Here is a 24,278-nt window from a genome sequence, read left to right as displayed (position 1 = left end):
ACCTCACTTTTTCTCCATTACACATTGTAATGGATGCTGGTTTTGGCGGGCAAAATCCATGACCTGGCTAACCTTGGTTTCGGCAACTTCGTAAGTGAATACGCCGCACTCACCGACACCGTGGTTATGAACATGCAACATAATACGCGTTGCGTCGTCCATATTCTTTTGAAAAAACCGCTGCAGGACATGAATGACAAACTCCATAGGAGTGTAGTCATCATTGAGAAGCAGGACACGATAGAGGCTTGGCTTCTTGGTTTTAGGCTGCGTGCGCGTGACCACAACCGTACCGTTATCCGGTCCGTTCCCGCCGTTGGTCTTGCTCTGCATGACTGGATTAAAATGCCTCATGAAACCTAACACCCGAATGCCCAACTATCTGGCCTGCCTGCCCTCATATGTAGGGCGTCATGATCTGATTTTAAGCCCTTCATCGACACTTGCAACCGAGACTTATTGCAAGGTGCTGCATTGGCACAGTTATCTCAGTCACTTTTACGAGTAGGCAACCATCGAAAGATGTTCAAAATCAAAAATAGCTATCAATAAGACGAATGAGCACCCGAAACCGCTGGGCACATTTTTTGAAATTTATGAATATTGTAGTTACCATAAACGGATTGGTAACGCTGATGACAGTAAGGTTACGGAATTAGACAGCTGTGTGCCCTTTGCGCCGCAGTTCAAAAAAACCGGAATACAGGCAGGTCATCATCGTGCGTACCGCATTCAGCAAAGTAGCATATGCCTTGAAAAGAGCGGCGCAAGCCACACTTCTTCTCGCTGTTGTAACAGGCTGCTCTACGGCCTCAACGACAGTTCCTGCTGTGGCAAATGACAGATATGCCGCTATTGTGATTGATGCGAACACCGGAAAAACGCTGTTTGCATCCAACGCAGACGCTAAACGCTATCCGGCATCGCTGACCAAGATGATGACCATGTACATGCTATTTGAAGGCATGAAGTCAGGTCGTATCAATAAAGATACCCGTATTCCTATCTCTTCTTATGCAGCAGCGCGTCCACCGACAAAGATTGGCTTCAAGCCAGGTCAGACCATCCGTGTTGAAGATGCTATTCTCGCCATGGTGACCAAGTCAGCCAACGACGTTGCAACTGCTTCGGGCGAATTCCTTGGCGGCTCAGAAGAGCGTTTCGCACAGATGATGACGGCCAAAGCCCGTCGTCTGGGCATGGCAAACACCACTTTCCGCAACGCGTCGGGCCTTCCGAACATGTCGCAGGTTACGACTGCACGCGACATGGCAATCCTCAGCATTGCGCTTCGTCAGCACTTCCCGCAGGAGTTTTCATACTTCTCGCGTCGTAGCTTCGTGTTCCGTGGTCAGACAATCAATGGTCACAACCGCCTGCTCGGTCGTGTTGAAGGCGTTGACGGTATTAAAACCGGTTACACCAATGCATCGGGCTACAACCTCGCTTCATCGGTCAACTATGACGGTCGTCGTCTCGTTGCCGTTGTCATGGGCGGCAACACCGGCGCCAGCCGCGATGCACACATGACCCAGCTGATCCGCAAGTATCTTCCTGCAGCCACTCGTGGTCGCGTTTCGGAACCACTTGTTGCGATGCGTGGTGAAGTTCCACAGGTTGTCGCATCGGTTGATCTGCCAAAGGCACGTAATGCACCGGTTCCAGTTGCTCGTCAGACAACTGAAGTTGCTGATGTCATCAACAACGAAAGCGGCGAAGGCGATATTGACCAGCCACAGGTTCTGGCTCTCGCCGCACCGACACAGCGCCCAGCTGCAATGGCAGCGCAGGCAGCTGTGCGCCCAACGCCAAAGGCCGCAGTTCCATCGGCTCCAGCACACGATATCGACCCTGTAACGACAGCATCAGCACCCGCTTCCGGTGGTTGGGCCATTCAGGTCGGCTCGCTGCCAAGCGAAGGCCAGGCACGCGATATGTTGACCAAGGTCTCTTCATCAGTCGGTGCGCCACTTCGTTCCGCATCGCCTTACACGGAAACATTCGTGAAGGGTAACTCCACTTTCTACCGTGCTCGCTTTGTAGGCTTCTCCTCGAAGCAGGCTGCATGGGATGCATGCGCATCGCTCAAAAAGAAGAACTTTGGCTGCTACGCAGTCGCAAATTAATCCGAGCGAGAGGGGAAGCTCTCTCGTAACCGCTTTAAACCCGAAAATAGTATTGCGTAGAGGGTTTCGAGATGTCGAATATGAATGAAACGATCGGACAATATGCACTGAAGTCCAGCATATGGACTGAACAAGCGCCTCGCCCATCCGGACTGGGTTCACTGTTCTCCGTTCAGGCTCTTAAGCAGGCTGCGATTCGTCTTGCCGATGTGCGTCATGGAAAAGGTTTCCATACGCGTGATCTGGTTGGATTGCTGGTTGGCCACGCCGCTCGCAATCGCCGCATGGTGCAGCCGCGCACCATGATGCGTATGACCCTGCCGGTTACGTCCGATAAAGTGGCAGTACGCATCACAATTGAGAGCTGAAATATCTCACCAACAAAAAAGGCCCGTCATTTCGACGGGCCTTTTTGTTTATAAACTAAAGCAATCCCAGCGCTGCAAGCTCCTGTCGAAGCTCTGGCGGCAATGCTGCCCTGCCCGACTTACCAGCGGCTTCATCAAGCGGAACCTCGTTTTCACTGAGATAGCGCCAGCCCTGAAAAGCGCGGCGTGGTTGCCACTGAGTCGGATGGATTTTCGGTTCCAGCACCAGATGGCAGCGATTGATGCCCTGCTCATCCGTAAACGGACGTATATCGAGCAAGCGCTGGCGGCATTGAACATTGCCTTTGATCACCCAGTAAAGCGATCCGCCTTCAAGCAGTTCATCAATACGTTTGGGAACCATGCGTGTCGTGTGAAACTGTTCCGGGACAAGCCCGGCAGTGCGCTGCTCCGCAAGCCTGAAATCGATCCAGGCTGCGAGATCTTCGATGCTATCGCAGCCGACGCAAAGTTTGACGAGATTAAGTGCCATGAGGCTGATTTAGCCAAGCTGAATGCAGGCTTCAAGTGATAAGAATGTTATCCTCAGCAGGCAACCACATTGACGGCCAGTCCGCCCTGACTGGTTTCCTTGTAGCGCTCGCTCATATCGTGACCCGTCTGACGCATGGTTTCGATACAGGCATCAAGCGGCACGAAATGCTGACCATCCCCCTTAACAGCGAGCGATGCAGCCGTAACAGCCTTCACAGCGCCAAGCGCATTGCGTTCAATACAAGGCACCTGCACGAGACCGGCAACCGGATCGCAGGTCATGCCCAGATGATGCTCAAGGGCTATTTCAGCTGCATTTTCAATCTGCTCAGGCGTGCCGCCCATAACAGCCGCAAGACCGGCAGCGGCCATAGCTGATGCAGAACCGACCTCACCCTGACAACCGACTTCTGCGCCTGAGATCGAAGCATTGTGCTTGATCACGCCACCAATTGCCGCGGACGTCAGCAAAAAGTCTCGAATGCCCTTTGCATCGGCATCGTCGTGGAAATGAAGGTAATATCGCAGAACAGCAGGCACGACACCCGCCGCACCATTGGTCGGTGCGGTTACAACACGCCCACCCGAAGCATTCTCTTCGTTGACGGCCATAGCATAGACGGACAGCCAGTCATTTGCGAGCAGCGGATTGAGCTTGTTGTTGCGCCAATCGTCTTCCAGACGCTCAAATAGCTGACGCGCACGGCGACGGACCTTCAAGCCCCCCGGCATGATACCATCACGGCTCAGGCCACGTTCGATACAACCGCGCATCGCACCCCAGATGCGATCAAGACCTTCGTCGAGATCAAGACACGACATATGGCACTCTTCATTGGCGCGCTTCATGTCGGCAATGGAAAGCCCACTTGAACGTGCCATAGCGAGCATTTCAGCAGCATTGTTGAACGGATAAGGCACATCGGCCTTTTCCTCGCGCTTTCCACCACTGGTCTGCACGCGACTCAATTCTTCCGCAGTCACAACAAAGCCGCCGCCAATCGAAAAATACACACGGCGGAGGAGCAATCGGTCGCTTTTGTCGTATGCCTCAAAAGCCATGCCATTCGCATGGCCGGGCAAAGGCGTCTTACGATCAAGAACCAAATCGGTCTTGGGATCAAACTGATATGCCGGATGCCCAGCGGGCTGAACCGTCCTGGCACGCGAAACCTTTTCGACTTCGCTATCCATAATATCCGGATCAATCGAATCAGGTGTGAAACCACAAAGGCCCAGAATCACAGCGCGATCCGTGGCGTGGCCGATGCCGGTATAGGCGAGTGAGCCGTGCAGGCTCGCCTTCAATCGATAAACCTTCGCATTGGCGGGCTTCGGCCAATTGCCGCTGACCAGCTCATCGAGGAACATATGGGCAGCCGTCATCGGACCCATCGTGTGCGAACTCGAAGGCCCAATACCAATTTTATACAGATCGAATACCGACAGAAACATTCTACACCTATTTCACCCCGCAAACGGGCAGCGCAATGTCACGCGCCAACGCGCAATAATATTACACCATTAACAGATAGTGTAGGAGAGGAACAACGCCAACAGAATGCCGAAATGCGGCATTAAATTTCCGGTTTACGCAACTCCATAGCACGTCGAACCTCAATTAAGATACGAACGCACGTTCTGTCCATTTTCAATGCAAAGCCGTATCCGAAAAGCCATTCAACTTTTCGGGACCGAATGCATCCGCATCAAGCGGAGAAAAGATAAGCCATGAGAATGATTGTAGCGAGGCCAACGACTGCCCAGAGCGTCACGCCCCAGCAGGATTTTTGAACGGTTTCGTCCATGGAGATTTTTTTACAACCTTGTTGTGCAACTCTTATAAGCAGCGTCCTTCACAACGCTGTTACCGGAGATATAATCCTGACGCAGATGAAACGCAACTGTGAAAAATGGCGGAAATGCGGCGCATTTCATCATCTCGCAACAGCACGATTCAAAAACTGATTTAGTATCAGAACCTTAACAACAGCTATGCTTAACAAAAGCTTTAAAGTCACGGCAGAAATGGGGCATCAGGGTTGAGGCAGCAGCATATCTGTCTTGCCGGTCATCCAGTAGGCTGTAAGCCCCACCCATTCACGCATTGCCACACTAAAACGCGACAAGGCTTCGTTCGGCGATTCAAGATAGAGTGAAAGGCTCTGCTTTGCTGGTGTCTTATAATCGACAGGCCATGCAACAACGTCAAAGCCTGCTTTGCGGAAGCATCCGATAGACCGTGGCATATGATAGGCCGACGTCACCAGAAGCCATGTTTCACCGGGCTTTGGTTCAGCGAGCGCCTTGGAAAACTCCGCATTTTCTACTGTATTGCGGGATTTGTTCTCAAAAATGAAGCGATCACCTGAAAAGCCCAGATCAGACAACATTGTGCGTGTGCTATCGGCTTCGGGCTTGGTGTCTTCAAAAAAAGCACCGTCCCCACCGGACACAATGACTTTCGCGTCGGGATAAAGTCGTGCAAGCCGCATCGTCTCAAAAATTCGATCGGCAGCGCTATTCAATTCAAATCCGGGACGTCCTGTATTGATGTCACCATTCATATAGCCGCCCAGAACTACAATGCCATCAACACGTTGCGGGAGCTCGGTCTGTTTTGCAAAGCGATCTTCCAGCGGCGCAAGCAACACGGTGCCAAGCGTTGTATAAGCGCTGATAAACAACACCAATACAGCGGCAATAAGCGTTGTAAGCCCGAGTTTTCTAAAGCCGGTCCAGATCAGCAAAAGTGCGATCAACAGAAATACGAGGATGATTGTCAGCGGCTGAAAAAACAGCCAGAAAAGCTTGGAAACACTGAAAAACAACGCGATCTCCACCGATAAGCTGCACGATATAACTCGAACCGAACGAATCCGGTCCTTTGACATAGTTCAATTCGGTGCATCGCGCTTTCCAAAAATCATTCTGATTTTCGTGCCAGTGCTATAGCCATGCAATCGCATGTGATAGGAATCGGCTCGACTCTTAGTGTCACAGCTCAGGAAATAACATGCAGAGCAATGCTGAAATGACTGTAACGCCCGCAAGCCGTCCGCGCCTGACGCGCATTGATATTGCGCGCGGCGTCGCGCTTATTGCGATGGCGATCTATCATTTCGGCTGGGATCTTGAGTTCTTCGGCTACATGGCAGCGGCAACGACAGCACATGGCGGATGGAAGCTCTTTGCGCGCTGCATCGCATCAAGCTTCCTGTTTCTGGTCGGTTTTAGTCTTGTTCTCGCGCATGACAGAGCCATCCGCTGGGAAGCAATGGGAAAGCGTCTGTTGCAGATAGGAGCAGCAGCAGCAGCCATTTCCGCTGTGACATACTATATGTCGCCCGATAACTTCATTTTCTTCGGCATTCTGCATCAGATTGCACTGGCAAGCGTGCTGGGTCTACTGTTCTTGCGCCTGCCACCTGTTGTTACACTGATCGTGGCAGCTTTCGTCATCACCGCACCGTTTTATGCGCAGTCAGATATTTTCAACCAGATGTGGCTTGCATGGATCGGACTTTCGACGGTCCCGCCTCGCTCCAACGATTACGTGCCGCTGTTTCCATGGTTTGGCGCTGTGCTAATTGGTATAGCGGCGGCACATATTTTCAAGCGCTTTAACTGGCTCCCGATCCTATCCGGCGGCATTAAGCCCGCCTTTCTGCAAAAGCCGCTCACCTTTATCGGTCGCCACAGTCTTGCATTCTATCTGATCCATCAGCCTGTGCTGATTGCGCTTGTCTATCTGTTCTCGCAGATCATGCCGCCAGCACAGCCAGCGCCACGCCAAGCCTTTACGCAATCCTGCGTCGCATCCTGCATTCAGAATGGAAGTGAAACGCTATGCACGCAGTTCTGCGGCTGTGTTGTGAGCGAACTCGACAAGGCAAAACTGTTCGACGACGTCTTTAACGGCAAGGCTGACCAGAACAATAACAGCACGGTTCAGCAGATCGCCGAGATGTGCTCACCAGTGCCGGATAATCAGCCTTAAATCAGGTAGAAACACCAAGTTCTGCAAGACGTTCAATGCAGGCTTCTTCAACCTGATCGAGTTCGGAAAGCGTTTCGTCAATGTCGCGACGCTTCTGGCGCAGATCGGCACGCTTTTCCTCAACGCGCTTCATCAATAGCTTGAGCTGGCCGGTTTCACCCGGCGGCTCGCGATACATCTGTACGATTTCGTGTATCTCGGCGATTGAAAAACCAAGACGCTTTCCACGCATAATCTGCTTCAGAAGATGCCGATCAGAAGGCCTGAACAAGCGTGTGCGACCACGCCTTACCGGCGAGATCAGCCCCTCATCCTCATAAAAACGCAATGTCCGGGTCGATATCCCGAATTCCCGCGTCAGTTCTGTGATCGTATAATATTCGCGCACCACAATATTCCAATCTTGCAATATGCAGGCGAATGTTGTGCAACCGCATTTACGTAAAAGTCAATATTAAACCGTCACAATCCCGCACATTGGCTAATTCAAGCCACTACATTTAACGTATGACCTTGCCATCATAGTGCCACCCATGCGTTATGAAATGACAATAGGATCAATAACTGACGGCGATTCATGCGGCGCTCTATCAAATTTACCCTTATTGGACTGGTTATTGTTGCGCTTGCCGGGGCAACTCCCTTTGCCGTCGAACCAATCGTCCAAAAGATCGGCGAAGGCTCAATCCGTCAGCTGGCAAAAGATGGCAATTTCTGCACAACTGAGAATTGCGAAGAAGGAATAAACTATGCCATTGGCTTCCTCGAAACCAATTACGGCCTCTCACCGCAGAACGTAAAATGGTGCATGGGCGTCGATGTCATCGCTCATTATGAATTGCCATTTGCGAACGGGCTGAAAAAAGCAATAACTGATCGCATGTATCAGCGCTGCGGTGACCCTAGTCAGGATGAACCTGTCGGCAACTACACGGCAGAATAGAAGGCCTTTACTTAATGACGCGACTTTTGCGTATCGCTGCCTGGTCGATTCTGGTTTTAATCCTCGTGGTAACGATCAGCCCAATCCAGTTCCGTCCGATCACCGGCGAGCCTGCTGATCTGGAGCGTTTTGCTGCTTTTTTTCTGGTCGGTTTTCTCTTTGCACTGGCCTACCCCCGCCAATGGCTGGCAGTCCTGCTACTGACAGTCGGTTGCGCAGGCATGTTTGAGCTGCTTCAGCGGCTCGCACCCGGACGGCACGGTGAATTTGCCGATTTCCTTTTCAAAGCGGTTGGTGCCCTTGCGGGCGTTTGTATAGGCCGAGGCTTGAGCCTCCTGCCTTTCTTTGAAAGCAAATTGAAGAGGTAAAATCTCTTTCCTCTAATGGAACCAATTGGTTGTCGGTACGTTCTATCCGCATCAATTCCAATGGAGGTTTCAAATGGCCGACAATAAGACTGCTAGCGACGTTCAACAGGCTCTGGAACAGCAGATTTCTGATCTTCGTGGTGAACTGAAGCGCCTGTCGAAATCCTTGGCATCCCGCTCAAGCGATCTGAGGGATTCTGCCGAAGATGCGTTTGATGATGCATCCGGACGTTTTCGCCACGCGGCACAGGTTGTTCGTGAGCGTGGTCAGGCTGTCGCGGAAACAGTCAAGGAAAACCCTGGCACGGCAACGACGCTTTTCGGCACCGCTGGTGTACTCGGAATTTTGATCGGCGTTGCAATTGGTTGCGTGATCTCCTCCGATCGCCGCTGATCAAAAAAAATCCTCCCGACTAACCCGCGCCCTCCCAGCGCGGGTTTTTCTATGGGCTTTACCTGCTTGTACAAGACTGCTACTCGAAGCCATTGGCAATCTGCCACCGGTCGCAGCCTACCCGGTCAAAACAAGGACAAACGCTTGATATGCAAGCGTGAAGACTGCACCGTGGCTTTTAAAAAGGCACGCAAATGTCTGAAAAGACGATATATTCCGATCTCAAGCAACTTGGATCGAACAGCACGATACCACAATCTCCCGAAGAGGCCATCCTTGAAAGGGTTGCAAACCCGCAAGCAGGAACGCCGTACTGCGTTCGCTTCACAGCACCAGAATTCACCTCTTTATGTCCTATGACCGGACAGCCGGATTTCGCTCATCTGATGATAGATTACGTTCCGGGCAAGTGGCTGGTTGAAAGCAAGTCGCTCAAGCTTTTCCTGTTCTCATTCCGCAATCATGGTGCTTTCCATGAGGATTGCACGGTTACAATCGGCAAGCGGCTTGTTGAACTGCTGGAACCGGAATGGCTGCGCATTGGCGGCTATTGGTATCCGCGTGGCGGCATCCCGATTGATGTGTTTTATCAGACGGGCGAAACACCAAAGAATGTCTGGATTCCTGAACAGTCTGTACCCAATTATCGCGGTCGCGGTTGATCACAAATCTCTGTAACTATTGCCGCTAGAAGTCACGATGCTTATTATCAAGCCCTGTGATTGGCATCATTTTGAAACCGGAAACGCTCCAGATGAACAAAGTCGTCCTACTGATCTCGCTGGCCGTTCTTTCCGGCTGTGGTGCCGGAAAAGCGGCAATGGATGCAGGCAAAGGCTTTGATCGATTCGCTTGCATGTCTCGTAACATGAAGGGCGAGACGCCCTGCCCGCAGCCCGACAGTCCAAACCAAAATCCATAACCTGAAAAGAGGCAGTAATGGCCATTCAACCCCAAGACGTCCTCGATTTCTGGTTTTCTGCAAAGATGCGCGAAAACTGGTTCATCAAAAGCGATGCAATCGATGCGGCAATTCGCGAAAAATTTCTGGCAGCTTATGAAGATGCATGCGCTGACAAGCTGGAAGACTGGAAACAGCAGCCGGAAAGCGCACTCGCGCTGACCATCCTGTTCGACCAGTTCCCACGCAATATGTTCCGCGGCTCTCCACGCTCATTTGAAAGCGACGGCCTCGCCCGTGATGTTGCAGCGCAGGCGCTCGATCATGACTTCGACCGCAAGCTGTCAGCTGAGCAACGTCAGTTCTTTTACCTGCCATTCATGCATAGCGAGCATCTCAGCGATCAGAAACGCTGTGTCGATCTTTACGAAAAGCTGGGTGATGAGTTCTCTTTGGGCTTTGCCCGCCAGCATCACGATATTATTGAGCGTTTTGGTCGTTTCCCGCACCGTAACAAGGTTCTGGGTCGCGAAACAACAGCGGAAGAAGCCGAATTCCTCAAAGAGCATTCCGGCTTCTGATTTTTAGAGCAGTCTGTAAGGCAGGATACCACGGCGGTCGTGATCGACCGCCAGCCTGCTTTTCAAAGGCGGGACCGCGCGCTGCACACATTCTGCCCGGTCGCAGATACGGCAAGAAACACCAATCGGATCGAATGCCGAGCGTGTCGCAATATCCAGCCCATCCGCATAGACAAAATCCTGCGCGTGTGTGACTTCACATCCCAAAGCGATAGCATAACGACGCTGTGGCGCATGAAACCCGCCCTCGCTCTTGGTAAGTTCGGTCGCAACGCAGAGATAACGTGCGCCGTCCGGTGTCTCTGCCAACTGCCGGATAATTCGCCCAGGCGTCTCGAATGCCTGATGCACATTCCACAGCGGACATGCCGCACCATAACGCGCAAATTGCAGCTTGGCCGCACTATGCCGCTTGGTGATGTTTCCGGCACGGTCAATTCGTGCGAAGAACACCGGCACGCCGCGCTGGCCTGAACGCTGCAATGTGCTGAGACGATGCGCAACCTGCTCAAAACTTGCCCCAAAGCGCGAGGCGAGCAATTCCAGATCATGTCGCAGCTCTTTGGCGGCTGAAAGAAACGTCTGATAGGGCAAGACCAGCGCACCAGCGAAATAATTGCGCAGACCGATTTTGCAAATCTCGACCGCCTCCGCCGAACGAAAATCCGCACGCTTAGCAATTGCGGTCACAAGCTCTTCCATCTCCAGTTCGGCAATCTGAAACGCTATCTGGAAATTACGGGTGGACGCAGGCGAATAGGGATTAAGATAAAGGACGCGAGCAATTGGATCGAAGCGGCGCAGAATAGCTTCATCGGGATCGGCGCGTGCAACACGAACGCGATAGCGCTCCTCCATATATTGCGGTAGGGCAACACCGATATCACGTGATGGTATCTTCAGCTCATCGGCAAGCTTTTCCGCTGCAATATCAAGTTCATGAACATAGTTATCGATAAAATGAAAGAAGTCGCGCACTTCTTCATAGGGTGCTGGCTCGGCCGCTGACGGCGCGCGCCCAAGCTGGTTATCGAGACTTGCAAGCTGCTCACTGTTACGCCGATAGGCCTGATGACAAGCAATCAGCGCATGAGCCAAACCCGGCGCATTCTGCGTGATGAGCTTCAGCTCCTGCAAATTCGGCTTGTAATTATCGAACACCGGATCGGCCAGCGCCTCAGATACTGCCGATAACAGCCGGTCATCATCGCCAAGCGAAATCGCACCAATATCGATCTGATAGTTTTCGGCCAATGCCAACAGCACAGCCGCCGAAACCGGACGCTGATTGTTCTCGATTTGATTCAGATAACTCGTTGAAATACCTAAACGTTCAGCAAAGCCCGACTGTGTCGTCTTATGCTGCTCACGTATTTCGCGGATCTTCCTGCCGACATAGAGTTTTTTCGGTGCCATGTTTGCAACTTTGCATTTCGCTATTTGCAAATTTATAAATTACACAATCGCACCTTTTCAAGCTTTCAGAATGCGGCATACTGGCTCTAAGCAGTTAGACAAATTCATAGCTTTCAAGGTTATAGCGAATGCAGGAACTTCTCGAACAGCTTGAAGCCCGTCGCGCCGAAGCCCGTCTTGGCGGCGGACAAAAGCGTATCGATGCGCAACACGGCAAAGGCAAGCTCACCGCCCGCGAAAGAATCGAAGTGCTTCTCGACGAAGGTTCGTTCGAAGAGTTCGATATGTATGTCACGCATCGCTGTACCGACTTCGGCATGGAAAAACAGAAAGTAGCAGGCGACGGCGTCGTGACTGGCTGGGGCACGATCAACGGTCGGCAGGTCTATGTCTTCAGTCAGGACTTCACTGTTCTTGGTGGCTCTCTGTCTGAGACGCACGCGCAGAAAATCTGTAAGATTATGGATATGGCCGTGCAAAACGGTGCGCCAGTCATTGGTCTGAACGATTCCGGCGGTGCACGTATTCAGGAAGGCGTTGCTTCGCTCGCAGGCTATGCCGATGTTTTCAAACGCAATGCCGATGCGTCGGGTGTTATTCCGCAGATTTCCGTGATCATGGGGCCATGCGCCGGTGGCGCGGTCTATTCGCCTGCCATGACAGACTTCATCTTCATGGTGCGCGATAGCTCCTACATGTTCGTGACCGGCCCTGATGTGGTCAAAACAGTCACCAATGAAATCGTTACGGCGGAAGAACTCGGCGGCGCTTCGACCCATACGAAGAAATCTTCCGTTGCCGATGGCGCATATGAAAACGACATCGAAACGCTTGAACAGGTACGCATCCTGTTTGACTTCTTGCCGCTCAACAATCGCGAAAAGCCGCCAGTTCGTCCTGTATTCGATGACCCGGCGCGTCTTGAAATGCGGCTTGATACGCTCATCCCTGATAGCGCCAACAAGCCTTACGACATGAAAGAACTAATCCTCGCGTTGGCGGATGAAGGCGATTTCTTTGAAATTCAGGAAGCTTTCGCTAAAAACATCATCACTGGCTTTATCCGAATGGATGGTCAGACTATTGGCGTGGTCGCAAACCAGCCCATGGTATTGGCCGGCTGTCTCGATATTGATTCATCACGCAAGGCCGCGCGGTTCGTGCGTTTCTGCGATGCTTTCAGCATCCCGATCCTAACGCTGGTCGATGTTCCTGGCTTCCTCCCTGGCACAAGCCAGGAATATGGCGGCGTCATCAAGCACGGCGCGAAGCTGCTATTCGCATATTCACAAGCGACCGTCCCAATGGTCACACTCATCACCCGCAAAGCCTATGGCGGCGCTTATGACGTGATGGCGTCAAAGCATATCGGAGCCGACATCAATTATGCATGGCCAACAGCCGAAATCGCCGTGATGGGTGCTAAGGGTGCGACCGAAATTCTCTACCGCTCAGAACTGGGGGATACGGAAAAGATCGCCGCCCGCACCAAGGAATACGAAGAGCGTTTCGCCAATCCTTTCGTTGCCGCCGAGCGTGGCTTCATCGACGAAGTCATCATGCCGCATTCTTCCCGCCGCCGTATCGCCCGTGCGTTCTCTGCGCTTCGTAACAAAAGCCAGAACACGCCATGGAAGAAACACGACACGATTCCGCTCTGATAGCCACGGGTACGATACAGATGATCAAGAAAATCCTCATTGCCAATCGCGGCGAAATCGCGTGTCGGGTTATCAAAACAGCCAAGAAAATGGGCATTGCGACCGTCGCGGTCTATTCCGATGCGGACCGTAATGCGCTGCATGTCAAAATGGCCGACGAGGCCGTGCATATTGGACCAGCGCCCTCAAACCAGTCTTATATTGTCATCGATAAGATACTGGCGGCGATCAAAGAGACTGGTGCGGATGCCGTACATCCGGGTTATGGCTTCCTGTCAGAAAATCCTCGTTTTGCCGAAGCACTGAAAGCCGCCAATGTCACTTTCATCGGCCCGCCAGTGAATGCCATTGAGGCCATGGGTGACAAGATCACGTCCAAGAAGCTCGCCTCCGAGGCTGGTGTCTCCACCGTTCCCGGTCATATGGGGCTGATTGAGAATGCAGACGAAGCGGTAAAAATTGCAAGCACAGTCGGCTATCCGGTGATGATCAAGGCTTCCGCTGGCGGCGGCGGCAAGGGAATGCGCATTGCATGGAATGATGATGAAGCCCGCGAGGGCTTCCGGCTTTCACGCAACGAAGCCAAAGCTTCTTTCGGTGATGATCGCATTTTTATCGAAAAATTCGTCACCCAGCCGCGCCATATCGAAATTCAGGTGCTCGGTGACCAGCACGGCAATGTCATTTATCTTGGCGAACGCGAATGTTCCATTCAGCGCCGCAATCAGAAGGTGATTGAAGAAGCACCCTCGCCGTTTCTTGATGAAGCAACCCGCAAGGCGATGGGCGAACAAGCCGTCGCTCTCGCCAAGGCTGTCGGCTATTATTCTGCCGGTACGGTGGAATTCATCGTTGATGGCGAGCGCAATTTCTACTTCCTTGAAATGAACACGCGCTTGCAGGTCGAGCATCCAGTGACGGAACTCATCACCGGCATTGATCTGGTCGAGGAGATGATCCGCGTGGCATCGGGCGAAAAGCTGCGCATCGGCCAAGCCGATGTAACGCTCAACGGCTGGGCCATCGAAAGCCGTCTTTATGCCGAAGACCCGTATCGCAGCTTCCTGCCCTCTATTGGCAGGCTGACCCGTTATCGTCCACCGGTCGAAGGTCGGCGCGATAATGGCTCTGTCATCCGCAACGACACTGGTGTCTTTGAAGGGGGCGAAATCTCGATGTATTATGACCCCATGATTGCAAAACTTTGCAGCTGGGGACCCGACCGGACCAGCGCAGTTGAAGCCATGGGCGACGCATTGGATGCATTTGAAGTGGAAGGCATCGGTCACAACCTGCCATTCCTTTCCGCCGTTATGGAGCATCCGCGTTTTCGTGCTGGCGCGCTTACCACAGCCTTCATCGCTGAGGAATATCCCGACGGCTTTGCGGGCGTTACCGTGTCGGAAGAAGACGCCCATGTGCTGGCCGCGGTTTCAGCACAGATCAACATGGCTATTGAACAGCGCAATGGTCTGATTTCCGACCGTATCTCTTCACAGGTTCAGTCTGTATCAGCCGATTGGGTCGTCACCCTGGGCGGCTTCAATTTGCCTATCAGGATTGCTGAGGGTGAAGGCGGTACGATAATCAACTTCGCTGATGGTAACAGCCTCACCGTCGCCAGTGACTGGCATCCGGGGAAGCAGCTCGGCTCGTTCACGGTTGACGGCGAGTCAATCGCTGTCAAGGTTTTGCGCTCCGGCACGGGCTGGCGTCTGCGCTGGCGCGGAATTGATGTGATCGCTCACGTTCGCAGGCCACGCGTGGCGGAGCTGGCAAAGCTTATGCCCGTCAAACTGCCACCCGACACGTCGAAGATGCTGCTCTGCCCGATGCCGGGCGTGATCACCTCAGTTCTCGTCAAAGATGGTGATACCGTCGAAGCCGGTCAGCCACTGGCAACGGTTGAAGCCATGAAAATGGAAAATGTGCTGCGTGCAGAACGCCGCGCTACCGTCAAACGAATTACCACGGAAGCAGGTGCGAGCCTCGCAGTCGATGAACTGATCATGGAATTTGAATAAGCTTTGAGGAGGCGCGCTTGTGCCTCTCAAGGACACAAAGGCTTTATGGGATGGAGAATAAGCCAATGACGCAAAAAACCCGCGCGGATTGGGAGGCGTTGGCCGAGAAGGAACTGAAGCGTCCCGCCGACAGCCTCGTCTGGCACACGCCCGAAGGCATCGATGTGAAGCCGCTCTATACCGCCGACGATTTGGAACAGGTAGACCACCTTGGCACCCTGCCCGGCTTCGAGCCATTCCTGCGCGGTCCGCGTGCAACCATGTATGCGGGCCGTCCGTGGACCATCCGCCAATATGCGGGCTTTTCGACTGCCGAAGAGTCCAACAACTTTTACCGCAAGGCGCTTGCGGCTGGTCAACAGGGCGTGTCTGTCGCCTTTGATCTTGCGACCCACCGCGGTTATGACAGCGATCATCCGCGCGTTGAAGGCGATGTCGGCAAGGCGGGCGTGGCAATTGACTCCGTCGAGGATATGAAAATCCTCTTTGACGGCATCCCACTTGAGAAAATCTCCGTCTCCATGACGATGAACGGCGCTGTGATCCCGATCCTTGCCAATTTTATTGTCGCTGGTGAAGAGCAAGGCGTTTCACGCGACCTGCTGTCTGGCACCATTCAGAATGATATTCTGAAAGAGTTCATGGTTCGCAACACCTATATCTATCCGCCGGAACCATCAATGCGGATCATTGCGGATATTATCGCCTATACAGCGACAGAAATGCCGAAATTCAATTCGATTTCCATTTCCGGCTATCACATGCAGGAAGCCGGTGCGACGCTGGTCCAAGAACTGGCTTTCACGTTGGCCGATGGTCGCGAATATGTGCGTGCAGCTTTGAACAAAGGCCTTAATGTCGATGAGTTCGCAGGGCGCCTGTCGTTCTTCTTCGCCATCGGCATGAATTTCTTCATGGAAATCGCCAAGCTTCGTGCAGCGCGCCTGCTCTGGTCGCGCATCATGAAGGAATTTGACCCGAAGAAGCCCGGCTCGCTGATGCTGCGCACCCATTGCCAGACTTCCGGCGTGTCGTTGCAGGAACAGGACCCTTATAACAACATCGTCCGCACAGCTTTTGAGGCCATGTCGGCAGCACTTGGTGGCACGCAATCGCTGCATACCAATTCTTTTGACGAAGCCATTGCTTTGCCGACAGAATTTTCCGCCCGCATCGCTCGCAACACACAGCTCATTCTACAAAACGAAACCGGCGTTACCAAAGTCGTCGATCCACTGGCAGGGTCTTATTACATCGAAAGCCTGACTAACGAACTGGCCGAAAAAGCATGGGCTTTGATTGAAGAGGTTGAAGGTCTTGGCGGCATGACCAAAGCCGTTGAAAGCGGCTTGCCCAAGCGGCTGATTGAGGAAGCAGCCACGCGCCGGCAGGCAGCAGTCGACAAGGGCGAGGAAGTCATCGTCGGCGTAAACAAGTTCCGTCTGGAACAGGAAGACAATATCGACATTCTTGAAATCGATAACACCGCCGTCCGCAATTCACAGATCGCACGCCTCAACCGGATCAAGGAAACCCGCAACAAACCGAAAGTTGAAGCGGCGCTTTCTGAGCTTGAAAAGGTCGCGAGAACCGGCGAAGGCAATATCCTTGCAGCAGCAGTTGAAGCATCGCGTGCCCGCGCAACCGTTGGAGAAATCTCCGATGCCATGCGTAGCGCCTTCGGTGATCATGCAGCTGTGCCGAAGGTCGTTAGCAAGGTTTATGGCACCGCCTACGAAAATGAGCCGGAATATCTGACCCTTGTAGAGCGTCTCGAAGAGTTCTCCAGACATAGCGGCGACAACCCCCGTCTGATGGTAGCCAAGCTCGGTCAGGACGGCCATGATCGTGGTGCGAAAATCATCGCTTCCGCCTTTGGCGATATCGGCTTTGAAGTGCTGGCTGGACCTCTGTTCCAAACGCCAGATGAAGCCGCAGACATGGCAATCAAGGCCAAGGTACATGTACTTGGAGTGTCTTCGCTCGCAGCCGGACACAAGACACTGTTGCCGCAGCTAGTCGAAACACTTCGCAAAAAAGGTGCCGAAAATATCATCGTTGTATGTGGCGGGGTCGTACCGCGCCAAGACTATCAATATCTTTTCGACCATGGCGTATCAGCAGTATTCGGCCCCGGCAGCAATGTACTTGATTGCGCGCGCGCCGTGCTTGACCTCATGGAAGGCAAGCGGCGCAATTTATAATATTATCAATAATATACGAGCACTATGAGACTCATTTTATGAGCCGTTTCAGAAGCCGGATGAATTGTCCGGCTTCTCATTGTCTAGATCCAATCAGTTCTTCGGTCCCGCGAAACCTGCAATGGCAGAACTTGTCACGGACACTGGGTCACTAGCCGGAAAAGTATCTTCCAATCCCTCATCCAGCTGTCGTTCAAGCTCGGTACGATCACCGGCGCGACGCGCACTTGGAATGGTGATCTGGCTTGCCGGTTCAATACCGCATTCAATACAGGCAACGCTTAGCGCTTCACCGAGCTTGAGTGCTGCTTTGCGGATCACAGCATCGCGTGAAAGCTCGGCACCTGTGTCGTTCTCGACCTTGACGGTAATGCGTTCTTCGCTTTCGGTTACAAATTCGACCATATAGGTCGCGAAACCGCCAAGCGAACTGACACGGGTTTCAACGATATCCATGGCTTTTACCTCCGTGTTTCACCTGCTGAAACAACGGCAAACGACCACGATAGTTCCCGAAAAGGAACCTGTGTCATGCTGAAACGTTTTCTGGCAAATTGTGGGAGGAAGCGATGTCTCAGTTTTTCACGCAGGTGAGTGAGAAAGCCGCAGAACTTGCCGGGCACTATGCTGCGTTTATTCTGGCAACACTGTTCATTGTCGTTTGGGGTATCAGCGGGCCATTTTTCGATTTTTCTGACACCTGGCAGCTGGTGATAAACACATCGACCACGATCATCACTTTTCTGATGGTGTTTCTTATCCAAAATTCGCAGGACCGCGAAGCCAGCGCCACCCAGGCAAAGCTCGATGAAATCCTAAACCTCGTTTCCAAAACACGAAGCGAGACGATTGGTGCAGAGCATCTCCCACTCGATAAGCTCAAGTTGATCTTAAAACATCTCGAACAGGAAGGCGAAAAACGCGCAACTGCCGCCGCCGTGCAGGAAGAGAATGAATGAAACGACGCAGCCGCCTTTTCCTGAAACAACTCGTGCCTATATCCAAAATGTGGACGAATTAATCAAAAACAGAAAGGACGTCTTATGGCCATTACAAGAAAGGAAGAAGCCCGCGCCCTCAATGCTGAAGAGAAGGAGCTGGTCGAGAAATCTCATCACCCTCACCTTCAGGACGTACCAGACTCCGAGCTATCACAATTGGCAAAGCTATTGCGCGACCGTCGCAGCAAGGCGCGCGATCAGGCCCACCAGCGGCGTCGCGAAATGCGTGGAAAAACTGCCGCTAGAGGCGCTTCTGCATCCAAGGCTGATGAAGGTTCGCATGTGAAGGTGTCTGTGCTGGCAATGGCAATGCGCCGCATCAATGCAGAAGTTGATCGCCGACGCAGCATGTCAGCCAGCAACGAACTTATAGCAAATGCGCAAAAAGCACTGGCAACAAAGAAAGCCAATGAAAAGCCGGATAAGACATTCAACACGCGTCATGCGCGCCATGGGATGCGCAACATACCGAATGAAAAGACCGATAGCTTGATCCGACCCATGGAGCGTGGCCGTCTGAAAAAGGCTGCAAGTGTCGCTCAGGCTAAGCGCGATTCCAGACAGGAAGCCGCCAGCTGATCCTGTTCTTATCCATGCCTCTCTCGAGCGGAGTCGTATTGAGAGAGGCAATTAAAACAATATATTGAAGTCTTTTCTTGGAAAATTACCTACAGCATTTCCAATGCCGTTTTCCGGGTTGGTGGCGCGAAAGTTCGATCCAGCAAAGTCAGCTGTTCTTCCGTTAACCTGATATCTGCAGCATTTCGATTTTCGCGAACATGACTGAACTTCGATGTTTTTGGAATAGCAATGACATTGCCATTTCGCATGGTCCATGCAAGCGCGACTGCAGCAGGCGATACGCCGATTTCATCCGCAACTTCATGAAGAACGCTGTTGCCCAAAAGCCTCCCCTGTTCGATCGGAGAATAGGCCATCAATGGCACTTCGCGAGCGGCACACCATGGCAACAAATCGAATTCTGGTCCGCGCCGGATAAGATTATACAAAATCTGATTGGTCGCGACCGCCTTGCCGCCAGCAATATTGGTCAGCTCCTGCATGTCATCCGTGTCGAAATTGCTGACACCCCATGCGCCGATTTTGCCGGCCCGCTTTAGCTCTTCAAATGCAGAAAGGGTTTCTTCCAATGGATAGCGGCCACGCCAATGCAACAGGTAAAGATCGATCTTTTCTGTGCCAAGGCGCTTCAGGCTGCGCTCACAGGCTTCAATCGTTCCCTGAGCAGATGCATTATAGGGAAGCACTTTGCTGACGAGAAATACATCATCGCGACGGCCTTCGATCGCGTCGCCGACCACCTCTTCCGCTCCACCGTCTGCGTACATTTCTGCGGTGTCGATCAGGGTCATGCCAAGTTCTATACCGCATTGCAGCGCCTCAACTTCAAGTCGCCGCTGCCGCGCATCCTCACCCATATACCATGTGCCCTGCCCTACCACTGGCACATGGGTGCCCGACGCCAGTTTCACCTGCGGGATTTGTCCGGTCATGGTTCGCCTCATGATGCTTTCAGTAAGCGCATAAAATCGCGACTACGAAAAACATAGGCTAGATCAGGCGAACTGCAAGCCAAAGCCTTGCATCAGGCGGCGAATGGCATAATCCGGATTCTGCGATGTAAACACCGCCAGATCATCGTGATGGTGCAATTCCTCATCAATCTGTCTTGGCTGCAATAGCGATACAGTACGGCGCGCAATGGCTTCTGCCGGATCAAGCCAATCCACCGGCCATGGCGCAAGCCTGCGGAAAACATTTGCGAGGAATGGGTAATGCGTGCAGGCCAACACGACGATATCCGTCCGTTCCCCATCTTTTTCGACAAAACATGGCGCGATCTGCTCAACAACCAGCGCCTCATCGATCTTTTCACCGCGAATATGGGCTTCCGCAACGCCTGCAAGCCTGTCAGCTCCCACCAGTCGCACATGGCATTGCGTGGCGAATGACTGGATAAGGTCGCGTGTATAGGCGCGTTTGACTGTGCCCGGCGTTGCCAGAACGGAAACAAGCCCCGACGACGTACGTTCAGCGGCAGGCTTGATCGCAGGCACCGTACCAACAAATGGCACAGCAGGATAAGCGCGGCGCAAATCATCCAGCACCAGTGTAGAGGCCGTATTGCACGCAATAACCGCGATTTCAGGATCATACTCGGCGATGAACTTGCCAAAGAGCTCGACGATGCGTGCGCGCAGTGCTTCCTCTTCCCAATCGCCGTAAGGGAAACCGGCATCGTCGGCGATATAGACAAAGCGCCGGTCCGGCATCATCACCCGCAACTCGCGCAGAACCGTCAATCCGCCAATACCGCTATCGAAGACCAGAACGGGTCTTTCATCTGTCACCAGCGGTTTGGCAGAAACGTCTGCTGCGGGCGCGTGTTTCATTCAGCTTTGTCCTCTGTTGCAGGCTTGCGGGCCCGACTTTCCGGTGCGCCTGAACCGCGCGGCTTTTTTGGTGTGAAAACATCGAGCGAAGTGATGACGCCACGCAGAAGCTTAAGCTCTGCAGATGCAAAACCCGCGCGCGTCAGCACCGAGCGCAGATTGTTGACCATGATTTCTTTCTTCGCCTCGGGGCGGAAATAACCCCGAATATCAAGCGCTTCTTCCAGATGATTGAAAAGACTCTGCAATTCCAGCTTGGGCGCTGCTTCCATTTCCGGACCACGGAAAACCGTGTCAGTATCGCTCTCAAGGCCCGACTTCATCCACTCATAAGACATAAGCAGTACAGCCTGCGCGATGTTGAGCGATGCAAAGGCCGGATTAACCGGGAATGTCACCAGTTCATCTGCGAGGCCAACTTCCTCATTGCTGAGACCAAAACGCTCACGCCCAAACATGATGCCGGTCTTTTCACCAGCGGTAAAACGACGACGCAATTCGCCATTTGCTTCGACAGGGCTGCGTACCTGTTTAAAACCATCGCGCTCGCGTGCTGTGGTGGCATAAACGAAATTGAGGTCAGCAAGCGCTGATGGAAGATCGTCATAAACAACGGCATTGTCGATGATGTGATCGGCCTTGCTTGCGGCTGCGCGTGCCTTTTCACTCGGAAATTCTTCGCGCGGCTCAACCAGACGCAATTCGGCAAGACCAAAATTCGCCATAGCGCGCGCCACCATGCCGATATTCTCCGGCAATTGCGGGTTCACCAGAATGATCGCCGGTCCCTCGGTGATCAAAGGGCGCTGTTTGTCTGTTCCTGCCATGGTAATTTCCGTCACTACTTTATAAACACGGCGCTTCCCTGACATAATTGACGAAAAATCGCAAAGATTCCCCTTACATTCCATATCGAAAATCGCGTGTAGTAGCGGAATAACACCAGTCTTCTTCCCATCCATGTCAGACTGTCGGCACCGACATTGACGTTTACAGGGAGGAAAATCATGTCCGGCAAAAAGATTCTCATGATTTGCGGCGACTTCTGCGAAGATTACGAAACCATGGTTCCGTTTCAGACGCTGCTCGCTGTGGGCCACAAAGTCCATGCCGTCTGCCCCGGGAAAAAGGCAGGCGATGCCATTGCTACCGCTATCCACGACTTTGAAGGCCATCAAACCTACACCGAAAAGCCAGGCCATAATTTCACGCTCAACGCTACTTTCGCGGACGTCAAAGCCGACAGCTATGACGCACTCGTCATTCCCGGTGGTCGTGGCCCTGAGTATCTGCGCCTTGATGAAAAGGTCATCGCCATCGTCAGACACTTCTTTGAAGCTGGCAAACCCGTTGCAGCCGTCTGCCACGGCGCACAGTTGCTCGCGGCTGCACGCGTTCTGGAAGGTCGCACCTGCTCGGCATATCCCGCCTGCCGCCCTGAGGTAGAGCTGGCTGGCGGCACTTATGCTGATATTCCGGTGGATCAGGCAGTCACTGATGGCAATCTGGTAACAGCGCCCGCATGGCCGGCCCATCCGGAATGGTTGTCACAATTCCTCGCCGTTCTCGGCACCAAAATCACACACGCCTGATTGTAAGCTGCCTGCAATGCTAAGCTGGTTGCAGGCAGCTCCAAACTGCGCGACATTGGGACGGGAGATATTTCGGGAGGAACATATGTGCAGATTGTTCATTGGGGCGGATACCGAACTCTGGCAAAGCGTCACGCGCTCACTGCGCATTGATGGCGTCGTAACCAGTGTGCGGCTCGAAAATTTCTTCTGGTGGACGCTGGAAGATATAGCCACGCATGACGATCTGACCGTCAATCGCCTTCTCGGTCGCCTCTATGAGGAATCCCGCACGGAAGGCCACGACCTCGATAATTTCGCATCGTTTCTGCGCGTTTGCTGCGGGCGCTATCTGGCACTACAGGTCAATGGTTTGATACCTACAGAAAAATCGACTGCGATCTCGACGCTGGATGCAGATGCCATTCTGCTGCGTGAGCAGGAAACTTATCGTGATCAGCGCTCAGAATGGCGAAAATCCACCCATCACGCCGCCTGAAAATGTGCCTATAGGCCAAAGAATAAGCCTCTTACGCTTTGCCTTCGCGTTTACCGATGCTATACGAGCGCGACGCATTAAATGAGAGGCATTATCAATGGCAAAAATCAAGGTTGCAAACCCGGTCGTTGAACTCGACGGCGATGAGATGACCCGCATCATCTGGCAGTTCATCAAGGACAAGCTGATCCATCCATACCTCGACATCGATCTGAAATATTACGATCTGTCGGTCGAGCACCGTGATGCTACCAATGACCAGGTTACCATTGATGCTGCAAACGCCATCAAGGAACACGGCGTTGGCGTCAAGTGCGCAACCATCACGCCGGACGAAGCCCGTGTTGAAGAATTCAAGCTCAAGAAGATGTGGAAGTCGCCTAACGGCACCATCCGTAACATCCTCGGCGGCGTTATCTTCCGCGAGCCAATCATCTGCAAGAACGTTCCTCGCCTGGTTCCAGGCTGGACCCAGCCAATCATCGTTGGCCGTCACGCTTTTGGTGACCAGTACCGCGCGACCGATTTCAAGTTCCCTGGCAAGGGCACGCTGTCGATCAAGTTCGTCGGTGAAGACGGCGAAACCATCGAGCACGAAGTCTATCAGGCTCCGGCTGCTGGCGTGGCAATGGCCATGTACAATCTCGACGAATCGATCCGCGAATTTGCACGCGCTTCGCTGAACTACGGCCTGCAGCGCAACTATCCGGTCTATCTCTCGACCAAGAACACCATTCTGAAGGCCTATGACGGCCGCTTCAAGGACATCTTCGAAGAAGTTTATCAGGCTGAATTCGCTGAGAAGTTCAAGGAAGCAAAGATCTGGTACGAACATCGCCTGATCGACGATATGGTTGCTTCGGCCCTCAAGTGGTCGGGCGGTTATGTCTGGGCTTGTAAGAACTACGACGGCGACGTTCAGTCCGACATCGTGGCACAGGGCTTTGGCTCGCTCGGTCTGATGACCTCAGTTCTGATGACGCCAGATGGCAAGACCGTTGAAGCGGAAGCTGCACACGGCACCGTGACCCGTCACTATCGCCAGCATCAGAAGGGCGAAGAAACTTCGACCAACTCGATCGCTTCGATCTTCGCATGGACCCGCGGCCTCGCACATCGTGCAAAGCTCGACAACAATGCTGAGCTGAAGCGCTTTGCCGACACGCTGGAAAAGGTCTGCGTCGATACGGTCGAAAGCGGCTACATGACCAAAGATCTGGCGCTGCTCATCGGTCCAGATCAGCCTTGGCTCTCGACCACTGGCTTCCTCGACAAGATCGACGAAAACCTTCAGAAGGCAATGGCTGCTTAA

The 24,278-nt window shown here is 52.9% G+C and carries 27 protein-coding genes; 17 read left to right on the top strand and 10 right to left on the bottom strand.

All coding sequences use genetic code 11. The features are described 5' to 3' along the window. Window positions 1-3: 3 nt before the first annotated feature. Window positions 4-354 (bottom strand): ATP-dependent Clp protease adapter ClpS, encoded by a 351-nt coding sequence (clpS, locus tag RT142_RS00325; RefSeq protein WP_171380119.1) that lies wholly within the window; start codon window positions 352-354, stop codon window positions 4-6. 365 nt (window positions 355-719) lie between these two features. Here clpS and RT142_RS00320 point away from each other — a divergent pair, with 365 nt between their 5' ends. Beyond that, the gene (locus tag RT142_RS00320) at window positions 720-2,126 is read left to right on the top strand and encodes a D-alanyl-D-alanine carboxypeptidase (protein ID WP_007875235.1); all 1,407 of its coding nucleotides are present in this window, start codon (window positions 720-722) and stop codon (window positions 2,124-2,126) included. A gap of 71 nt (window positions 2,127-2,197) precedes the next feature. Beyond that, entirely contained in the window at window positions 2,198-2,494 is a 297-nt protein-coding gene (locus RT142_RS00315; RefSeq protein WP_007875237.1) for a hypothetical protein, read from the top strand. A gap of 55 nt (window positions 2,495-2,549) precedes the next feature. On the opposite strand, the gene RT142_RS00310 is transcribed toward RT142_RS00315, so the two are convergent. The 3 genes from RT142_RS00310 to RT142_RS00300 all read right to left on the bottom strand — a co-directional run bounded on the left by RT142_RS00310 (window position 2,550) and on the right by RT142_RS00300 (window position 5,820). Beyond that, on the bottom strand, window positions 2,550-2,987 hold the full coding sequence (locus tag RT142_RS00310) for a DUF1489 family protein (RefSeq protein ID WP_079211964.1): 438 nt from the start codon (window positions 2,985-2,987) through the stop codon (window positions 2,550-2,552). 53 nt (window positions 2,988-3,040) lie between these two features. Then, window positions 3,041-4,444 carry an L-serine ammonia-lyase gene (locus tag RT142_RS00305; RefSeq protein ID WP_313026453.1) on the bottom strand — a complete coding sequence of 468 codons (1,404 nt, stop codon included), beginning with the start codon at window positions 4,442-4,444 and terminating at the stop codon, window positions 3,041-3,043. A 581-nt stretch (window positions 4,445-5,025) separates the two neighbouring features. Continuing rightward, complete coding sequence (locus RT142_RS00300) at window positions 5,026-5,820, bottom strand: YdcF family protein (protein ID WP_313026451.1); 795 nt, start codon at window positions 5,818-5,820, stop codon at window positions 5,026-5,028. 203 nt (window positions 5,821-6,023) lie between these two features. On the opposite strand from RT142_RS00300, the gene RT142_RS00295 reads away from it, so the two are divergent. Then, complete coding sequence (locus tag RT142_RS00295; protein ID WP_313027060.1) at window positions 6,024-6,989, top strand: DUF1624 domain-containing protein; 966 nt, start codon at window positions 6,024-6,026, stop codon at window positions 6,987-6,989. Window position 6,990: 1 nt separating this feature from the next. Here RT142_RS00295 and RT142_RS00290 read toward each other — a convergent pair whose 3' ends face one another. Next, window positions 6,991-7,377, bottom strand: a complete 387-nt coding sequence (locus tag RT142_RS00290) for a MerR family transcriptional regulator (protein ID WP_007875253.1) — start codon at window positions 7,375-7,377, stop codon at window positions 6,991-6,993. A gap of 189 nt (window positions 7,378-7,566) precedes the next feature. Here RT142_RS00290 and RT142_RS00285 point away from each other — a divergent pair, with 189 nt between their 5' ends. The 6 genes from RT142_RS00285 (at window position 7,567) to RT142_RS00260 (ending at window position 10,176) form a co-directional block, all read left to right on the top strand. Continuing rightward, entirely contained in the window at window positions 7,567-7,932 is a 366-nt protein-coding gene (locus RT142_RS00285; RefSeq protein WP_007875254.1) for a hypothetical protein, read from the top strand. Between the two features lie 14 nt (window positions 7,933-7,946). Then, complete coding sequence (locus RT142_RS00280; RefSeq protein ID WP_064320696.1) at window positions 7,947-8,300, top strand: VanZ family protein; 354 nt, start codon at window positions 7,947-7,949, stop codon at window positions 8,298-8,300. 73 nt (window positions 8,301-8,373) lie between these two features. After that, entirely contained in the window at window positions 8,374-8,694 is a 321-nt protein-coding gene (locus tag RT142_RS00275; protein WP_007875256.1) for a YqjD family protein, read from the top strand. Between the two features lie 194 nt (window positions 8,695-8,888). Beyond that, window positions 8,889-9,356, top strand: coding sequence for a preQ(1) synthase (queF, locus tag RT142_RS00270; RefSeq protein WP_313026448.1), 468 nt, complete (start codon window positions 8,889-8,891; stop codon window positions 9,354-9,356). Between the two features lie 92 nt (window positions 9,357-9,448). After that, window positions 9,449-9,616 carry a hypothetical protein gene (locus RT142_RS00265; protein WP_200635142.1) on the top strand — a complete coding sequence of 56 codons (168 nt, stop codon included), beginning with the start codon at window positions 9,449-9,451 and terminating at the stop codon, window positions 9,614-9,616. 17 nt (window positions 9,617-9,633) lie between these two features. Then, the gene (locus RT142_RS00260; protein ID WP_313026445.1) at window positions 9,634-10,176 is read left to right on the top strand and encodes a DUF924 family protein; all 543 of its coding nucleotides are present in this window, start codon (window positions 9,634-9,636) and stop codon (window positions 10,174-10,176) included. 3 nt (window positions 10,177-10,179) lie between these two features. On the opposite strand, the gene RT142_RS00255 is transcribed toward RT142_RS00260, so the two are convergent. Continuing rightward, window positions 10,180-11,592, bottom strand: coding sequence for an XRE family transcriptional regulator (locus RT142_RS00255; protein WP_313026443.1), 1,413 nt, complete (start codon window positions 11,590-11,592; stop codon window positions 10,180-10,182). Window positions 11,593-11,720: 128 nt separating this feature from the next. On the opposite strand from RT142_RS00255, the gene RT142_RS00250 reads away from it, so the two are divergent. From RT142_RS00250 to scpA, 3 genes are all read left to right on the top strand, one after another. Continuing rightward, window positions 11,721-13,253 (top strand): acyl-CoA carboxylase subunit beta, encoded by a 1,533-nt coding sequence (locus tag RT142_RS00250; protein WP_112806610.1) that lies wholly within the window; start codon window positions 11,721-11,723, stop codon window positions 13,251-13,253. A gap of 20 nt (window positions 13,254-13,273) precedes the next feature. After that, window positions 13,274-15,277: an acetyl/propionyl/methylcrotonyl-CoA carboxylase subunit alpha gene (locus RT142_RS00245; protein ID WP_112806645.1), complete on the top strand. Its 2,004-nt coding sequence runs from the start codon at window positions 13,274-13,276 to the stop codon at window positions 15,275-15,277. 65 nt (window positions 15,278-15,342) lie between these two features. After that, entirely contained in the window at window positions 15,343-17,481 is a 2,139-nt protein-coding gene (scpA, locus tag RT142_RS00240; RefSeq protein WP_112806612.1) for a methylmalonyl-CoA mutase, read from the top strand. 93 nt (window positions 17,482-17,574) lie between these two features. Here scpA and RT142_RS00235 read toward each other — a convergent pair whose 3' ends face one another. Next, complete coding sequence (locus RT142_RS00235) at window positions 17,575-17,937, bottom strand: hypothetical protein (protein ID WP_007875272.1); 363 nt, start codon at window positions 17,935-17,937, stop codon at window positions 17,575-17,577. 113 nt (window positions 17,938-18,050) lie between these two features. Here RT142_RS00235 and RT142_RS00230 point away from each other — a divergent pair, with 113 nt between their 5' ends. Together RT142_RS00230 and RT142_RS00225 are read left to right on the top strand one after the other, a co-directional pair. Then, window positions 18,051-18,440, top strand: coding sequence for a low affinity iron permease family protein (locus RT142_RS00230; protein ID WP_007875274.1), 390 nt, complete (start codon window positions 18,051-18,053; stop codon window positions 18,438-18,440). A gap of 84 nt (window positions 18,441-18,524) precedes the next feature. Beyond that, complete coding sequence (locus RT142_RS00225; RefSeq protein WP_112806614.1) at window positions 18,525-19,061, top strand: hypothetical protein; 537 nt, start codon at window positions 18,525-18,527, stop codon at window positions 19,059-19,061. 89 nt (window positions 19,062-19,150) lie between these two features. Here the strand turns inward: RT142_RS00225 and RT142_RS00220 are convergent, their stop codons facing one another. From RT142_RS00220 to RT142_RS00210, 3 genes are all read right to left on the bottom strand, one after another. Further along, window positions 19,151-19,996 carry an aldo/keto reductase gene (locus tag RT142_RS00220; RefSeq protein WP_313026439.1) on the bottom strand — a complete coding sequence of 282 codons (846 nt, stop codon included), beginning with the start codon at window positions 19,994-19,996 and terminating at the stop codon, window positions 19,151-19,153. A 63-nt stretch (window positions 19,997-20,059) separates the two neighbouring features. After that, window positions 20,060-20,896 (bottom strand): glutamate racemase, encoded by an 837-nt coding sequence (gene murI / locus RT142_RS00215; protein WP_113160163.1) that lies wholly within the window; start codon window positions 20,894-20,896, stop codon window positions 20,060-20,062. Beyond that, window positions 20,893-21,723 (bottom strand): RNA methyltransferase, encoded by an 831-nt coding sequence (locus RT142_RS00210; protein ID WP_007875278.1) that lies wholly within the window; start codon window positions 21,721-21,723, stop codon window positions 20,893-20,895. Before RT142_RS00210 ends, murI begins: the two co-directional genes overlap by 4 nt. Window positions 21,724-21,903: 180 nt before the next feature. Between RT142_RS00210 and RT142_RS00205 the strand changes: the two genes are divergently transcribed. The 3 genes from RT142_RS00205 (at window position 21,904) to RT142_RS00195 (ending at window position 24,278) form a co-directional block, all read left to right on the top strand. After that, a complete protein-coding gene (locus tag RT142_RS00205) occupies window positions 21,904-22,488 on the top strand; it encodes a DJ-1/PfpI family protein (protein ID WP_007875279.1) in 585 nt (194 codons plus the stop codon). 85 nt (window positions 22,489-22,573) lie between these two features. Then, on the top strand, window positions 22,574-22,966 hold the full coding sequence (locus RT142_RS00200) for a ribbon-helix-helix domain-containing protein (protein WP_079211977.1): 393 nt from the start codon (window positions 22,574-22,576) through the stop codon (window positions 22,964-22,966). 97 nt (window positions 22,967-23,063) lie between these two features. Further along, window positions 23,064-24,278: an NADP-dependent isocitrate dehydrogenase gene (locus RT142_RS00195; protein ID WP_007875282.1), complete on the top strand. Its 1,215-nt coding sequence runs from the start codon at window positions 23,064-23,066 to the stop codon at window positions 24,276-24,278.

This window comes from Brucella sp. (genome assembly GCF_032066345.1).
GTDB lineage: Bacteria > Pseudomonadota > Alphaproteobacteria > Rhizobiales > Rhizobiaceae > Brucella > Brucella pseudogrignonensis.
The sequence above is the reverse complement of the archived record's forward strand: the minus strand, read 5'-3'. Positions and strand labels throughout refer to the sequence as shown.

What these genes read in the sequence shown, in the direction of transcription:
- RT142_RS00280 (WP_064320696.1), top strand. Translation starts at nt 7,947, where the DNA reads ATGACGCGACTTTTGCGTATCGCTGCCTGGTCGATTCTGGTTTTAATC.
- RT142_RS00250 (WP_112806610.1), top strand. Translation starts at nt 11,721, where the DNA reads ATGCAGGAACTTCTCGAACAGCTTGAAGCCCGTCGCGCCGAAGCCCGT.
- RT142_RS00255 (WP_313026443.1), bottom strand. Translation starts at nt 11,592, where the DNA reads ATGGCACCGAAAAAACTCTATGTCGGCAGGAAGATCCGCGAAATACGT.
- RT142_RS00245 (WP_112806645.1), top strand. Translation starts at nt 13,274, where the DNA reads ATGATCAAGAAAATCCTCATTGCCAATCGCGGCGAAATCGCGTGTCGG.
- queF (WP_313026448.1), top strand. Translation starts at nt 8,889, where the DNA reads ATGTCTGAAAAGACGATATATTCCGATCTCAAGCAACTTGGATCGAAC.
- RT142_RS00205 (WP_007875279.1), top strand. Translation starts at nt 21,904, where the DNA reads ATGTCCGGCAAAAAGATTCTCATGATTTGCGGCGACTTCTGCGAAGAT.
- RT142_RS00315 (WP_007875237.1), top strand. Translation starts at nt 2,198, where the DNA reads ATGTCGAATATGAATGAAACGATCGGACAATATGCACTGAAGTCCAGC.
- RT142_RS00210 (WP_007875278.1), bottom strand. Translation starts at nt 21,723, where the DNA reads ATGGCAGGAACAGACAAACAGCGCCCTTTGATCACCGAGGGACCGGCG.
- RT142_RS00265 (WP_200635142.1), top strand. Translation starts at nt 9,449, where the DNA reads ATGAACAAAGTCGTCCTACTGATCTCGCTGGCCGTTCTTTCCGGCTGT.
- RT142_RS00275 (WP_007875256.1), top strand. Translation starts at nt 8,374, where the DNA reads ATGGCCGACAATAAGACTGCTAGCGACGTTCAACAGGCTCTGGAACAG.
- clpS (WP_171380119.1), bottom strand. Translation starts at nt 354, where the DNA reads ATGAGGCATTTTAATCCAGTCATGCAGAGCAAGACCAACGGCGGGAAC.
- RT142_RS00310 (WP_079211964.1), bottom strand. Translation starts at nt 2,987, where the DNA reads ATGGCACTTAATCTCGTCAAACTTTGCGTCGGCTGCGATAGCATCGAA.
- murI (WP_113160163.1), bottom strand. Translation starts at nt 20,896, where the DNA reads ATGAAACACGCGCCCGCAGCAGACGTTTCTGCCAAACCGCTGGTGACA.
- RT142_RS00220 (WP_313026439.1), bottom strand. Translation starts at nt 19,996, where the DNA reads ATGACCGGACAAATCCCGCAGGTGAAACTGGCGTCGGGCACCCATGTG.
- RT142_RS00225 (WP_112806614.1), top strand. Translation starts at nt 18,525, where the DNA reads ATGGCCATTACAAGAAAGGAAGAAGCCCGCGCCCTCAATGCTGAAGAG.
- RT142_RS00285 (WP_007875254.1), top strand. Translation starts at nt 7,567, where the DNA reads ATGCGGCGCTCTATCAAATTTACCCTTATTGGACTGGTTATTGTTGCG.
- scpA (WP_112806612.1), top strand. Translation starts at nt 15,343, where the DNA reads ATGACGCAAAAAACCCGCGCGGATTGGGAGGCGTTGGCCGAGAAGGAA.
- RT142_RS00260 (WP_313026445.1), top strand. Translation starts at nt 9,634, where the DNA reads ATGGCCATTCAACCCCAAGACGTCCTCGATTTCTGGTTTTCTGCAAAG.
- RT142_RS00230 (WP_007875274.1), top strand. Translation starts at nt 18,051, where the DNA reads ATGTCTCAGTTTTTCACGCAGGTGAGTGAGAAAGCCGCAGAACTTGCC.
- RT142_RS00195 (WP_007875282.1), top strand. Translation starts at nt 23,064, where the DNA reads ATGGCAAAAATCAAGGTTGCAAACCCGGTCGTTGAACTCGACGGCGAT.
- RT142_RS00235 (WP_007875272.1), bottom strand. Translation starts at nt 17,937, where the DNA reads ATGGATATCGTTGAAACCCGTGTCAGTTCGCTTGGCGGTTTCGCGACC.
- RT142_RS00305 (WP_313026453.1), bottom strand. Translation starts at nt 4,444, where the DNA reads ATGTTTCTGTCGGTATTCGATCTGTATAAAATTGGTATTGGGCCTTCG.
- RT142_RS00200 (WP_079211977.1), top strand. Translation starts at nt 22,574, where the DNA reads ATGTGCAGATTGTTCATTGGGGCGGATACCGAACTCTGGCAAAGCGTC.
- RT142_RS00295 (WP_313027060.1), top strand. Translation starts at nt 6,024, where the DNA reads ATGACTGTAACGCCCGCAAGCCGTCCGCGCCTGACGCGCATTGATATT.